We start from the raw sequence: 13,369 nt of genomic DNA, 5'->3' as shown, positions 1-13,369 counted from the left end.
GGTGGCGGCGGGTGGGCGCTACCAGCGGCTGCACTCGCGGTCCGACAGCGTGTTCCGGGTGGACCTGTCCCGGGGCATTCCGGATCCGGCGCTGCTGCCCGATCTCACGGCGGCGCTGCGCCGACTCGGCGACGACGACTCCATCGACGACCTGTCCGCCACCTATCTGGGCGAGGCCATGCTGCCGGAGCTGGAGCGGGTGGTGCGCGCGGACTGGCCTTTCCGGCCCGATCGGCTCACGGTGCTCGACGGCGCGCTCGACGCCATCGACCGGCTGCTGACCGCGCAGGTGCGCCTCGGCGATGCCGTGGTGGTCGAGAATCCGTGCTTCCCACCGTTTCTCGATCTGCTGGCACGGCTGGGGGCGCGTGCGGTCCCGGTGGAGATGGACGAGTCGGGCATGCGGCCCGACGAACTCGCGGCGGTGCTGGCCGAACACGCGCCGACCGCGCTGCTGCTACAACCCCGCGCTCAGAATCCCACGGGCACGTCACTGTCGGCTGTCCGGCTGCGCGCCCTCGCCGATGTGCTCGCCGCCCACGATCTCGTCGTGATCGAGGACGACCACTCCGCGGGCATCGCCCACGCGCCACCCCGCTCGCTGGGCACCCGGTTGCCGCGGCACACCGTGCACGTGCGCTCGTATTCCAAATCCCATGGCGCGGACCTGCGTCTGGCCATTGTCGGCGGCCCGGCCGAACTCCTGGATCCGGTGATCGAGCGCCGTATGCTCGGCCCCGGCTGGTCCAGTCGCCTGCTCCAGCGCGTACTGCTGCACATGCTCACCGACGACGCCGCCCGCGACCGGGTCGCCACCGCACGCGCCGAATACCGCCGACGCACCACGGCACTGCGCAAAGAGCTGTCCCGCCACGGGATTTCGGTATCCCCGGCCGACGGCATCAACCTGTGGCTACCCGTGCTAGACGAATCGGCCGCCATGATCTCCCTCGCCGCCGCCGGAATCAAGGCCGCCCCGGGTACCCCGTTCGAGGTGATCGGCCTGCCCGCCACCGACCATCTGCGCATCACCCCCGCCGCCGTCGCGGACGGCGACACCCCCCGGCTCGCCGCCGAACTGGCCGCCGCCGCCCAGGCCGCGCCGACCTACCGCCGCCTGCGACGCTGACCCTGGGAGGTCGACCGGAACGCCCGACCAGACGAACCGGGCCGATCCGAGCCCGGTGTGCGCTCGTCCTCCGACGGACCACGTCGTCAGCACAGTTGATGACACCGGCCGCGCGGCGACATCACCCGGCGATCACGCCGAGTCCCGCCTCCGATCCACGGGTAGCCGCCGGGCCGTGCGACCCATGGCGCTGCCGCGGGCCGCACGGCCACCCCGCGCGGGTCGGCACGTGCGCGCCCGCCAGGTTCGCGGACGACCACACCGACGTGAGGTACATCACGACAGCCCGCCGGCTCGTTACGGTGATCGTGCAGCACAGCGGCCGGAACCGAGGTGAATCCGCGCGATCGGTAGCGCGGACACCCGTAACAGCGGCATGATCGAGCCTCGATTCCCCAGCGATGGCATACCGCCGATCGACCGATAGTGACCGATCGCAGACAGTGGGAGAGCCGATGACTTCGATTGCCCGCAGCGTCACCCGCATCACCGCGACCGCCGCCGTCACCGCCGGAGCCGCCCTCGCCCTGGGTACGGGTACGGCCGCCGCCGACGACTGGCCGGTGCAGCAGCCGAACAGCCCGGTCTCGGTCTTCGAGGCCGAGGGGTTCCTGACCCCGACCGATCTCGACTACTGGAATCCGCTGCACACCGGATACCGCCTGACCTCGCCCTACGGCAACAGCACCCGCATCGTGTGCACCGCCTTCCACGGCGTGATCATGGAGTGCTACCAGGCCGATCAGGACGGCAACCCACACAAGCTGGCCCGCCTGCCGTTCAACTTCCCGAACATCACCGGGTCGTCGCAGCCCGGCGGCGGTCCCAGCCACTTCGTGTACCCGGGCTACCTCCCCGGGATCAGCTGACCCGCCACGACCCGCCGGAAAGTCCTCAGCGCACCAACGCCGGGCGGTCCGCAGGTGTCGTACCCGTCACCGACTCCGCGTCCCCGACCGATCCCGCGCCTGGCGCCGGGTCCGGTACCGATGCCGTGCCCGCCGCCACCGCCGCGCCCGGTGCGAGCACACCGTCGCGCGCCAGCAGATCGGCGTAGGCGGTGCCGCGCGCGAGCAGTTCCTCGTGCGTGCCACGCTCGACCACCCGGCCGTGGTCGAGCACCACGATCTGGTCCGCGTCGCGGATCGTGGAGAGCCGGTGCGCGATGGTGATGGTGGTGCGTCCGGCCGACAGGGCGTCGATGGCGTCCTGCACCTCGCGTTCGGTGCGGGTGTCCAGGGCGCTGGTGGCCTCGTCCAGGACCAGGATCGGCGGATTGCGGAGAATGGCGCGGGCCACCGCGAGGCGCTGCTTCTCACCGCCGGAGAACCGGTAGCCGCGCTCCCCGACCAGGGTGTCGTAGCCCTGCGGCAGGCTCGCGATATGGTCGTGAATCCGGGCCGCCCGTGCCGCGGCGCGCAGTTCCTCGTCGGTGGCATCGGGTTTGGCGAAGCGCAGATTCTCGGCCACCGTGGCATGGAACAGGTAGGTCTCCTGCGAGACCACCCCCACGGCCGCGGCCAGGTCGGCGAAACTCAACTCGCGCACATCGACGCCGTCGATGGTCACCCGACCCGAGGTGGCGTCGTAGAGCCGCGCCACCAGATAGCCGAGAGTGGTCTTCCCGGAACCGGTCTCACCGACGATCGCCAGGCCGCTACCGGCCGGGACGTCGATATCGATATCGCGCAACACCTCCCGGTCGGCGTCGTAGCCGAAGCCCACCCGCTCGAACCGCACCGCGCCTGTCACGCCCGCCACCGGCAGCGGGACCGGCCGCTCGGGTTCGGTGATATCCGGTCGCAGATCGAGGTATTCGAAGATGCGGCCGAACAGCGCCAGCGAACTCTGCACCTCCACACCCGTGGACAGCAGCATGACGGCGGGCCGCAGCAGTCCCGCCTGCAAGGTCGTGAACGCCACCAGCGTGCCGACGGACACCAGCGGCGTCCCGGACGCGGCGGTCAGCCCGGCCGCCCAGTACACCACCGCGGGCATGGCCGCCATCACGATGGTGATGGTCGACTGCCGCCACCGCCCCGCCATCCCGGCCCGGATCTCCAGGTCCACCAGCGACCGCGACTCCCGGTCGAAATCGTCCACCAGCGCCGGGGCGCGACCCATGGTGCGCCCCAGCAGAATTCCGCTCACCGACAGCGATTCCTCCACCACGGCCGACATGGCGGCCAGTTGCCGCTGTCGCTGCGCGGTGATGCGCCGCCGCTCGGCCCCCACTCGGCGGCTGATCCAGACGAAGAACGGCAGCATGACCAGCGAGATCAGGGTCAGCCGCCAGTCCAGTGCGAACATGGCGACGACGGCGGCCAGCACCGAGGTGAAGTTGGCGATGAGCGAGGTCGCCGTGGAGGTGACGGTCGACTGCATGCCGCCGATGTCATGGGCGAGGCGCGACTGCACCTCGCCGGTGCGGGTGGCGGTGAAGAACGCCAGTGGCATGGACTGCAACCGCGCATAGACGGCAGTGCGCAGATCGTGCATGACGCGCTGCCCCACCGTGGTGGACAGATAGGTCTGCCAGACCCCGAAGACCGAGGTGAGCGCGGCCACCGCGATCATGCCCAGCGCCAGCAGGGTCAGCAACCCGGTGCGGCCGTGCGGCAGCGCGTCGTCGAGTACCGCGCGCAGCATGAACGGGGAGGCCAGACCCACCAGCGACGACAGGCCGACCAATGCGCCCACCAGCGCGAGACGCGCCCGATAGGGGCGGAAGAGCCGGATGATCCGGCGCAGTTCGGATCGGGCGGCCATCGGCACCCTCCTTCCCACGGGAACCCCCGCTATAACTGAGCTTGACTCAATATTGTTCCCCAGAACATTGATCTATGCTCACAAATATGACGGAGGCCATCGAGGACGACCTGCCCGAGCTGTTCCTGCGCACCGCCCGCCGCATCCGCCGCGCCCAGCAGGCCGACCTCGCCCCACTCGGCCTCACCCCCGCCCAGGCGCGCGCCCTGCGCATTCTGGGCCACAGCGCCGAACCGCTGCGCATGTCCGCGCTCGCCGAACGCCTGGGTATCGTGCCCCGCTCCGCCACCACCGTGGTCGACGCCCTGGAAGCCGCGGGCTGGGTCGACCGTGCCACCGATCCGGCCAATCGCCGCGCCACCCTGGTGGCGCTCACCGACTCCGGTCGCGCCGTCCTGACCCGCATGTCCGATGCCCGCCGCCGCGCCGCCCGCGATCTGTTCGCGCGCCTGTCCCCCGGGCACCGCGCATCGCTGCGCGCCATCCTGGCCGAATTGGCCGCTGGGGACGGCGAGTAGGCCCCGCGACGGCGACGGGGCGCGCCTCCCGAAGGAAGCGCGCCCCGTCGTGTCGTACTACTTACAGGTACTGCCCCGTATTCGACTCGGTGTCGATCGCCCGGCTGGCCGAGGCGTTCTTGCCCGTCACCAGGGTGCGGATGTAGACGATCCGCTCGCCCTTCTTACCCGAGATGCGGGCCCAGTCATCGGGATTCGTGGTGTTGGGCAGGTCCTCGTTCTCGGAGAACTCGTCCACGATCGAATCGTAGAGATGCTGGAGCCGCAGGCCCGGATTGCCGGTTTCCAGGACGGACTTGATGGCGTACTTCTTGGAGCGGTCCACGATGTTCTGGATCATGGCGCCGGAGTTGAAGTCCTTGAAGTACAGCACCTCCTTGTCACCGTTGGCGTAGGTGACCTCCAGGAAGCGGTTGTCCTCGCTCTCGGCGTACATCCGCTCCACGACCCGCTCGATCATGGACTGCACGCACTTGCCGCGGTCGCCGGGGAACTCGTTGAGATCGTCGGCGTGCAGCGGCAATTCGTCGGTGAGGTACTTGGAGAAGATGTCGGCCGCGGCCTCGGCGTCCGGGCGCTCGATCTTGATCTTCACATCGAGTCGGCCGGGCCGCAGGATGGCCGGGTCGATCATGTCCTCGCGGTTGGACGCGCCGATCACGATGACGTTCTCCAGGCCCTCCACGCCGTCGATCTCCGACAGCAGCTGCGGTACGACCGTGGTCTCCACATCGGAGGAGACGCCCGAACCGCGGGTGCGGAAGATGGAGTCCATCTCGTCGAAGAACACGATCACCGGAGTGCCTTCGCTGGCCTTCTCGCGGGCTCGCTGGAAGATGATGCGAATGTGGCGCTCGGTCTCACCCACGAACTTGTTGAGCAGCTCGGGGCCCTTGATGTTGAGGAAGAACGACTTGGCTTCCTTGGCATCCTCACCGCGCGCCTCGGCGATCTTCTTCGCGAGGGAGTTGGCCACGGCCTTGGCGATCAGGGTCTTACCGCAACCGGGCGGGCCGTAGAGCAGCACACCCTTCGGGGGCCGCAGCGCGTACTCACGGAACAGATCCTTGTGCAGGAACGGCAGTTCCACCGCGTCGCGGATCTGCTCGATCTGGCGCGACAGGCCGCCGATGTCCTCGTAGTCGACATCGGGCACCTCTTCCAGCACGAGGTCCTCGACCTCGGCCTTGGGAATGCGCTCGAAGGCGAAGCCCGCCTTGGTGTCGACCAGCAGCGAATCACCCGGCCGCAGTTTGCGAATCGGGGAATCCGGATCGTCCAGATTGTCGACGTCGACCAGACCCGAGAGCGGTCCGGACAACCACACCACGCGTTCTTCGTCGGCATGGCCGACCACAAGCGCGCGGCGGCCGTCGTCGAGAATCTCGCGCAGCGTGCCGATTTCACCGATGGCCTCGAAATGTCCGGCCTCCACGACGGTCAGCGCCTCGTTGAGGCGCACGGTCTGACCGTAGGTGAGTTCGGAGGTGTCGATATTCGGTGAGCACGTCAGTCGCATCTTGCGCCCAGAAGTGAACACGTCGACCGTCTGATCGTCGTACACCCCGATGAGAACGCCGTAGCCGCTGGGCGGTTGCCCGAGGCGGTCCACTTCCTCGCGCAGGGCGACCAGTTGCTGCCGCGCCTCCTTGAGGGTGTCCATCAGCTTGGTGTTGCGAATTGTCAGCGAATCCACCCGGGCTTCCAATTCCCGTGTGCGATCCGGCGTGTCGGCGAGTTGCCTCCGGAGTGCAGCCGCCTCGGCGCGTACTACCTCGAGTTCCCTCCAGGCTGCCGAATCCGAATGTTCGATGGGGCTCATGATGCTGCTCCTCCCAGTCCCGGTCTATCAACGCTACCGGGGACAAGCCGTTCCCGCTTTCCGACATGGTTTCGTCGTGATCACATCTAGGCTGCGGTCACCGGGCCGGACGACCATGTTAGCCTGCCCTAACCTGTTTCCGGCGAGCTATTTCGCCGACCGAGCCGAAAGGGTGCTATCGATGCTCCTTCCCAGCAGTCGTACCCGTTACCGGGTTAACGCCACAAGGACGCTTCGTGTTTCCGTGGCTACCGTCGCGGCGGCCCTCGCCGTTACCGGCACCCTGGCGGGCTGCGGCTCGGACGACACCGATTCCGGGTCCACGACCGCTGCCGGCAGCGTCTCGGCCACCACGGTCGCACCTGACGATAATGCCGCCGCACCCGCCGTCACCGCGGCGGAATTGCAGTCCACGCTGACCACGTTCGCCGATCCGGCGGTTCCCGCGGCGGACAAGGCGAAACTCGTGACCGACGGTGACCAGCGGGTCGCGCTCATCGAGCGGATGAACCAGGGCCTGGCCAACTACCAGGTCACCTTCACCGTCACCGAGGTGCGGCAGGACGGCGACCGCGCCGACGCCGACGTGGATGTCACCAGCCCGCACGGCACCATGCCCGATGTGGCCATGACCTGGGAGTACGACGACAGCACCTGGAAGATCTCGGACGCCTCCGCGTGCACCATCCTCGGCATGGCGCGCGCCGCCTGCCAGCCGTAGCAACCCCGCGGTCCGCGCACCGATCAGCACGGTGCGCCGGACAACGGATGATCGCCACGTCCCTCAGCCCTTGGACGGCCTCCGCTGTGGCTTGGGGGCCACCACGCCGTCGGCCAGCCGCCGCGCGCTCACCAGAAACGCCGTATGCCCCTGCATGCGGTGTTCGGGGCGCACGGCGAGGCCGACCACGTGCCAGGGCCGGATGAGCGACTCCCAGGCGCGCGGTTCGGTCCAGCACTGCTGGCGGCGCAGCGCCTCCACCACCTCGGAGAGCTGGGTGACGGTGGCCACGTAGACGATGAGCACGCCGCCGGGGATGAGCGCCTTGGACACGGTGTCCAGGACATCCCAGGGCTTGAGCATGTCGAGGATGACGCGGTCGACCTGGTCGCCGGAGTATTCGGCGAGGTCGGCGACGGTGAGGTCCCAGTTCGCCGGGCGTTCCCCGAAGAACTTCTCGACGTTCTTGACCGCGTGTTCGGCGTGGTCGTCGCGCACCTCGTAGGAGATGACCCTGCCCTCGGGGCCGACCGCGCGCAGCAGCGAGCAGGTGAGCGCACCCGATCCGGCACCGGCCTCCAGCACTCGCGCACCGGGGAAGATATCGCCCTCGTGCACGATCTGGGCGGCGTCCTTGGGGTAGATGACCGCCGCGCCGCGCGGCATGGACAGCACGTAGTCGGTGAGCAGCGGCCGCAGCGCCAGATACGGCGTGCCGTTGGCGGAGTTCACCACGCTGCCCTCGTCGACACCGATGAGGTCGTCGTGGCGGATCTGCCCCTTGTGGGTGTGGAACTCCTTGCCCTCCTCCAGGATCACCGTGTGCTGGCGGCCCTTGGCGTCGGTCAGCTGCACCCGGTCACCGCTGCGGAAGGGGCCGGTCCGTCTGGCCGTCATGTATCTCCTGTCCAGTATCGATGGGCTTGATCGCCGGCCCGCCGTGGTCACGCAGGCTGCCGCCTCCGGGCCGGACCGATCATGCCGTTTGCCGTGCTGTCGCCACGGCCGTCGTCTGCCGCACCGTGTCGGTGCCTGGGTTTAGCCTGCCAGGTATGCAGGTGCCCGCGTCCACGACCCCGGATTCCGCGGGCGGTACGCCCCCGCCCACCGAACCGTTCGTGGGGCGGCCGCTCGCGCTGTCGCCTTCGCGGGCAATCGATTTCAAACAGTGCCCGCTCAAATACCGGTTGCGGGCAATCGACCGGATACCGGAACCGCCGGCCACGGCGGCGGTGCGGGGCACCCTGGTGCATGCCGTCCTCGAGGCCCTGTTCGGGCTCCCGGCGACCGATCGGCTACCGGAGGCCGCCGCGGCCCTCGTCGAGCCCGCGTGGGCCCGCCTGATCGCCGACCGGCCCGAGGTGGCGGACGTGGTGGCCGACGGCGGCCTGCCGGTGCTGCTGGCCGAGGTCGCCGACCTCGTCCGCGTGTACTTCACGCTGGAGGACCCGACCACCGTCGATCCGGAGTCGGTGGAGTTCTTCCTCGAAACCGAACTGCCCGACGGTTCGCCGGTGCGCGGCATCGTGGACCGCATCGACCGGGCGGCCGACGACGCCCTGCACATCGTCGACTACAAGACCGGCCGCTCCCCCGCCCCGGCCTACGAGGCCCGCGCGCTGTTCCAGTTGAAGTTCTACGCCCTGGTCCTGTTGCACACCCGCGGCGTGGTGCCCGCCCAGCTGCGGCTGCTCTACCTGGCCGACGGGCAGACGCTCACCTACGAACCGGATGCCGACGAGCTGCGCCGCTTCCAGCGCATCGTGTCGGCGCTGTGGGCGGCCATCGACGCGGCCACCAAGACCGGCGACTTCCCGCCCAACCGGGGCTGGATGTGCGACTACTGCGACTACCGCGCCCTGTGCCCGGAGTTCGGCGGCACCCCGCCGCCGTATCCGGGTGTCGCGGCGGCTATCGCGGAATCGGACGCGGCGGAATCGGGCCCAGCGCGGTCAGGCGCAGAAGGCGTGGCCTGAGTCGTCCTGGCGCGCCGTGGTACCGGGCGCGCAGGCGCGGACGGTCCAGCGTCCGTCATCGCAGATGGCCAGATGGGTCCAGTCCCAGATGACGGTCTCGCCGAGATCGTGGGCGGGACAGGGCAGCTCCTCGGCCGCCGCGGGACCGCCCGGCACGGCCGTCAGAACCGCGGCGGTGCCGAGAACGATTGCGACGCAGGACTTCCGCAGAATGAACATCGAGCCTCCGTGGTGTCGTTCGAGCGATCGATATGACACGGGTGAAGCAAGATGACGCGAGGCCACGCTAGCAAGCACCCGCCGCGCATCGCCACGGCGGGTGCTGAATCGTGATGTGGTTGTGTGGATGCGGCCGTGCTCAGAAGGCGCGGCAGGAGCGGATGTCGGTGGCCAGGATGGCCTTCGCGCCGAGATCCGCCAGCCGGTCCATGAGTTCGTTGCCGCTCTTGCGCGGGACCAGCGCCCGCACCGCCACCCAGTCCGGATCGGTGAGCGGGGAGACGGTCGGCGACTCCAGTCCGGGTGTGATCGCCACGGCGGCGTCGAGCAGCGTCTTGGGGCAGTCGTAGTCGAGCATCAGGTACTGCTGAGCGAAGACGACGCCCTGGACCCGGGCCACCAGCTGGTTGCGCGTCTTGTCGCGCTGGTCCGCGCCCTTCGCCTCGATCAGCACGCCCTCGGAATCGCACAGCGAGTCGCCGAAGGCCACCAGATTGTGCTGGCGCAGGGTGCGGCCCGAGCCCACCACATCGGCGATGGCGTCGGCCACGCCGAGCTGGATGGAGATCTCCACAGCGCCGTCGAGGCGGATGACCTCGGCCTCGATCCCGCGCGCGGCCAGATCCGCGAGCACCAGATTCGGATAGGAGGTGGCGATGCGCTTGTCGTAGAGGTCCTCCACCTTCCATTCGCGTCCCGCCGGTGCGGCGTAACGAAAGGTGGAGCGGCCGAAGCCGAGCGAGAGCCGCTCCTGCACCGGCGCACCGGAGTCCAGGGCGAGGTCGCGGCCGGTGATGCCGAGGTCCAGCTCACCGGAGCCGACGTAGATGGCGATGTCCTTGGGCCGCAGGAAGAAGAATTCCACCTGGTTGGCGGGATCGAGGACGCTCAGATCGCGGGAATCGGTGCGCTTGCGGTAGCCCGCCTCGCTCAGGATGGCGACGGCGGATTCGGAGAGTGCGCCCTTATTGGGGACGGCGACGCGAAGCATAGGGTGTCCTTTCGGGACGGGTGGGGGGACGTGCGGACGGCGGTCGAGTGGGGTTCGGCCGTACGGCGGGTACGGCGATTCGGCGCGTCACAGATGTCGGTACACGTCCTCGAGCCGCAGTCCGCGGCCCACCATCAGCACCTGCACCCAGTACACGAGCTGCGAGATCTCCTCCGCGAGCGATTCGTCGCTCTCGTGCTCGGCGGCCAGCCAGACTTCCCCGGCCTCCTCCAGCACCTTCTTGCCCTGCGCATGCACGCCGGCGTCCAAGGCGGCGACGGTGCCCGACCCCTCGGGTCGGTTGACGGCACGATCCTGCAGCTCGGCGAACAGGGCTTCGAAAGATTTCACGAGCAAACATTCTCGCAGACCAGGGGCGGCCTACCGCTGCCGGGCCTGCCCGCCCGGCGCATGCTCGCGGGTGGGAACCGGTTCCGGCCGCTGCGGGCGGCGTCGCGGACACCCCCGCCGGCGGTCCGGTACGCCGCCCGACCGGCACATCGTGGTGCCGGTCGGGCGGAAAACTCAGCCGCGCGTCGACGCCTCGGCGTGCAGCAGCTCGGTGAGCTCGGTCACGGCCGCCCGCAGATTGCTCGCGAAGGTGTGCATCTGCGCGGCAACGGATTTGGGTGTGGCGAGGTAGAGGTTCCAGCGATCGGGCAGCATGACGTAGGCGACGCCGATGCAGGTGGGGCTGGTGGAGCCGAAACCGAAGTACTGGATGTTCACCGACGGCGCGGAACTGGTACTCAGGTAGTCGTCGCGGGTGATGCGCCAGCCGGGGCTGTCGTAGAACGGCATCGGATCGGTGGCGCCCAGCTGCTCACCGCGGCGACGCTGGATGAGTTGCAGCTCCCACAGATGCTGTTCGGGCGCCTCCCCGCGCTGGCACTCCTTGGCGCGGGCCACATGGGCGTCCGCGGCGGCCCGCAGCGCCTGCCGCCGCCGCTCCGGGTCGGCGTCCGGATCCTCCATGGCGGCAATGAATTCCACGATCTCCGGGGTGACCACGCGCATGGCCTCGGTGCGGCCGTTGCGGAAGTGGCGGGTGGCGATGGATTCGTAGGTGGCCCCGATCATGCCCTTGCTGCGCTGGTGGGCGAGCTGATAGCTGAGCTGGGCGAAGGCATCCGGGGAGATGCCCAGCTGTTTGGCGCGACCGGTGCCGAAATCGGCGAAGGACACCGTCGAGGTGGCGTTGTCGGCCGCGTACTGCGCGAACGACGCCGCCGCGCTCGCGATCTCGCGCTTGCGGTCGTCGTCGAGCGCGAAGACGACGGGCTCGACCGCGGGCATGCCCTGCGGCTGCGCGCCCGAAACGGCGGCGTGCTCGGCCACCGGCGTCTCCGACAGCGCGTCGACGAAGGACAGGATGGTAGTGCCGTCCAGTCCGCAGTGCTCGACATTGATCCCGGCGGTGCCGTCGGCGAAGACGATGAAGGACACCGCCTTGTCGAACCAGCGGTTGCCGCTGTCCCCGTGCAGCAGCTGATCGCACGCCTGCTGGGTGTCGCGCGGCGCGAAATCCTCCAGGCAGACGAGGAACAGCGCGGTCTCGATGGTGTCGAGGGCCGCGACGTTCACCGGCACCGCGCGCAGCGCCCCGCGCACCCGCGCCCAGTCGGCCCGAGCCATGGTGGTCAGGTGCCCGGGCGAGGTGTTGATGGGCGCGCGCCGCGCCCCCGCCTTCATGACCGAACGCAGGCCGTCGACGATATCGCCGGGAGCGTAGGGGGCACCGGCCGGGCCGATGACATCCATGCGGAACATATTGCCGCGGTAGCAGACCACGATGTGCCGGGCCTGCGACGGACCCGGCCACTCCGGGCTGTAGGGCACCCGCACCCCGTCCTGCGGATCGCCGGGAATCCGCGTCTCGGAGAACAGGAACTTGTTCTGCGCCATGTTCAGCCGCTGTCCGCGCTGGGTCGCGGGCGGAACCCGCTCGGCGTCGAGTTGCAGTTTGTAGTTCACCGCGGCGCTCACCAGCGCCCCCGCGCGCTCGGCCTGATCGGCGGCGGTGGCGGCGGCGAGCACGGTGTCGTCGCGGAACAGGAAGAAGAAGTTGGCGTTGAGCGCGATCCGGTCCCGTCGCCCCAGGTAGCGCGAGGGCCAGAACTCGTCCAGCCAGCTGCCCACCCCGGGAGTGCTGTCGTAGCGCTCGAGGTCGGCCTGCAGCGCGCGGGCCGGGCTGTCGGGGCGGAGCATGAGCTCGACCGCGGCGGCGGTGGCCGCGTATTCATCGCCGGTGAGCAGCGGTGCGCACCAGTGCAGGAACCGCGTGCAGCTGTCCTCCAGGGTGGGCAGCGGCACCCGGGGCAGCTGGTCGTCGTGGGCGAAGGTCGGTTCGCTCAAGAGAGGTCCTCGTGGTCGAAGGATAGGGTCGGAGACGGGCGAGACACGTAGAGCTGAGCGTAGAGCCAGCCATCGGATTCGTGCCCCTCGGTGTCGACGCCATTGTCGGCCAAGGTATTCAGGACCTGGGTGCGCTCGTCGGCGGCCGCGAAGCGGCGCTGCCGGAACGACCCGGGTACGCGTTCGGTCCGGTAGCCGAGTTCGGCCAGCCGCGCGGCGATCGGATCGAAGGAGAACATGCGCAGCACGAAATGCGCCATCCAGGGCAGCTTTCCGCCGTGCGCGCGGGCGACCCGCAGCAGGGTGCGGTCGGTGATGTAGCCGACGCATCCGGTGGAGATGACGAGGTCGGCGGTGGCCAGGGTGGCACGCTGCGCCTCGGTGGGGTCGGCGGCTTCCAGGTCGGCGTGCACGGTGTCGTCCAGCAGTCCGGCGGCGCGGGCGTAGTCCAGTGCCGGGCGGGAGGCGTCCATGCCGATGAAGCGAACGCCGGGCAGCCGGTCGGCGGTGGCGAGGCGGGCGCGGTCGCGCGCGATGAGTGCGGCGGCGGCATCGTCACCGTCGGAGTCGGCGTCTCGATAGTGCTCGGTGAGTTCGGCCATGTTGATGCCCAGGCGCAGCAGGGCCGCGTTCACGCCGTAGGAGCAGCCCAGATCCAGCACGGTCGGGGCGGCGATGCCGGTGGCGGCACGGTAGTCGGCGATGAGGCTCGCGAAGTGCGGTGTCGCCAGTTCCGGTATGCAGTAGTCCAATTCGGCCATCCGCGCGTAATACTCGCGTGGATCGGGCCGGTCGTAGATGTGGTCGAACGAGGCTTTCCCGGTGCTGTGCAACGAAACCGGCACGTGTTCTCCTTCTTGGTCGAGCAC

General features: G+C 69.3%; 13 protein-coding genes. 5 read left to right on the top strand and 8 right to left on the bottom strand.

The features are described from left to right. Window positions 1–1,129 (top strand): aminotransferase class I/II-fold pyridoxal phosphate-dependent enzyme (locus QJS31_RS32995; RefSeq protein WP_306358572.1); only part of this gene is annotated, 1,129 nt, incomplete at its 5' end. Between the two features lie 455 nt (window positions 1,130–1,584). Then, window positions 1,585–1,998, top strand: coding sequence for a hypothetical protein (locus QJS31_RS32990; protein ID WP_306358571.1), 414 nt, complete (start codon window positions 1,585–1,587; stop codon window positions 1,996–1,998). Between the two features lie 25 nt (window positions 1,999–2,023). Here the strand turns inward: QJS31_RS32990 and QJS31_RS32985 are convergent, their stop codons facing one another. After that, a complete protein-coding gene (locus QJS31_RS32985) occupies window positions 2,024–3,898 on the bottom strand; it encodes an ABC transporter ATP-binding protein (protein ID WP_306358570.1) in 1,875 nt (624 codons plus the stop codon). 86 nt (window positions 3,899–3,984) lie between these two features. Between QJS31_RS32985 and QJS31_RS32980 the strand changes: the two genes are divergently transcribed. Next, a complete protein-coding gene (locus QJS31_RS32980) occupies window positions 3,985–4,416 on the top strand; it encodes a MarR family winged helix-turn-helix transcriptional regulator (RefSeq protein ID WP_306358569.1) in 432 nt (143 codons plus the stop codon). 61 nt (window positions 4,417–4,477) lie between these two features. On the opposite strand, the gene arc is transcribed toward QJS31_RS32980, so the two are convergent. Next, the gene (arc, locus tag QJS31_RS32975) at window positions 4,478–6,238 is read right to left on the bottom strand and encodes a proteasome ATPase (RefSeq protein WP_029923568.1); all 1,761 of its coding nucleotides are present in this window, start codon (window positions 6,236–6,238) and stop codon (window positions 4,478–4,480) included. A gap of 244 nt (window positions 6,239–6,482) precedes the next feature. On the opposite strand from arc, the gene QJS31_RS32970 reads away from it, so the two are divergent. Next, entirely contained in the window at window positions 6,483–6,959 is a 477-nt protein-coding gene (locus QJS31_RS32970) for a hypothetical protein (protein ID WP_306358568.1), read from the top strand. Window positions 6,960–7,022: 63 nt separating this feature from the next. On the opposite strand, the gene QJS31_RS32965 is transcribed toward QJS31_RS32970, so the two are convergent. Beyond that, window positions 7,023–7,856, bottom strand: a complete 834-nt coding sequence (locus tag QJS31_RS32965; RefSeq protein ID WP_039814532.1) for a tRNA (adenine-N1)-methyltransferase — start codon at window positions 7,854–7,856, stop codon at window positions 7,023–7,025. A gap of 155 nt (window positions 7,857–8,011) precedes the next feature. On the opposite strand from QJS31_RS32965, the gene QJS31_RS32960 reads away from it, so the two are divergent. Continuing rightward, on the top strand, window positions 8,012–8,935 hold the full coding sequence (locus QJS31_RS32960; protein ID WP_306358567.1) for a RecB family exonuclease: 924 nt from the start codon (window positions 8,012–8,014) through the stop codon (window positions 8,933–8,935). On the opposite strand, the gene QJS31_RS32955 is transcribed toward QJS31_RS32960, so the two are convergent. The 5 genes from QJS31_RS32955 to QJS31_RS32935 form a co-directional block, all read right to left on the bottom strand. Further along, window positions 8,912–9,154, bottom strand: coding sequence for a hypothetical protein (locus QJS31_RS32955; protein WP_029923564.1), 243 nt, complete (start codon window positions 9,152–9,154; stop codon window positions 8,912–8,914). The genes QJS31_RS32960 and QJS31_RS32955 overlap by 24 nt on opposite strands. A gap of 139 nt (window positions 9,155–9,293) precedes the next feature. Then, complete coding sequence (gene hisG, locus QJS31_RS32950) at window positions 9,294–10,145, bottom strand: ATP phosphoribosyltransferase (protein ID WP_282783864.1); 852 nt, start codon at window positions 10,143–10,145, stop codon at window positions 9,294–9,296. A gap of 87 nt (window positions 10,146–10,232) precedes the next feature. After that, a complete protein-coding gene (locus tag QJS31_RS32945) occupies window positions 10,233–10,496 on the bottom strand; it encodes a phosphoribosyl-ATP diphosphatase (protein ID WP_372341723.1) in 264 nt (87 codons plus the stop codon). Between the two features lie 174 nt (window positions 10,497–10,670). After that, window positions 10,671–12,500: a choline/carnitine O-acyltransferase gene (locus tag QJS31_RS32940; RefSeq protein ID WP_306358566.1), complete on the bottom strand. Its 1,830-nt coding sequence runs from the start codon at window positions 12,498–12,500 to the stop codon at window positions 10,671–10,673. Beyond that, complete coding sequence (locus QJS31_RS32935; protein WP_282786194.1) at window positions 12,497–13,345, bottom strand: trans-aconitate 2-methyltransferase; 849 nt, start codon at window positions 13,343–13,345, stop codon at window positions 12,497–12,499. The genes QJS31_RS32940 and QJS31_RS32935 overlap by 4 nt, the downstream gene beginning before the upstream one ends. Window positions 13,346–13,369 lie beyond the last annotated feature (24 nt).

Origin of the sequence: Nocardia sp. CC213A (assembly GCF_030766805.1) — a bacterium.
GTDB lineage: Bacteria > Actinomycetota > Actinomycetes > Mycobacteriales > Mycobacteriaceae > Nocardia > Nocardia otitidiscaviarum.
The sequence above is the reverse complement of the archived record's forward strand: the minus strand, read 5'-3'. Positions and strand labels throughout refer to the sequence as shown.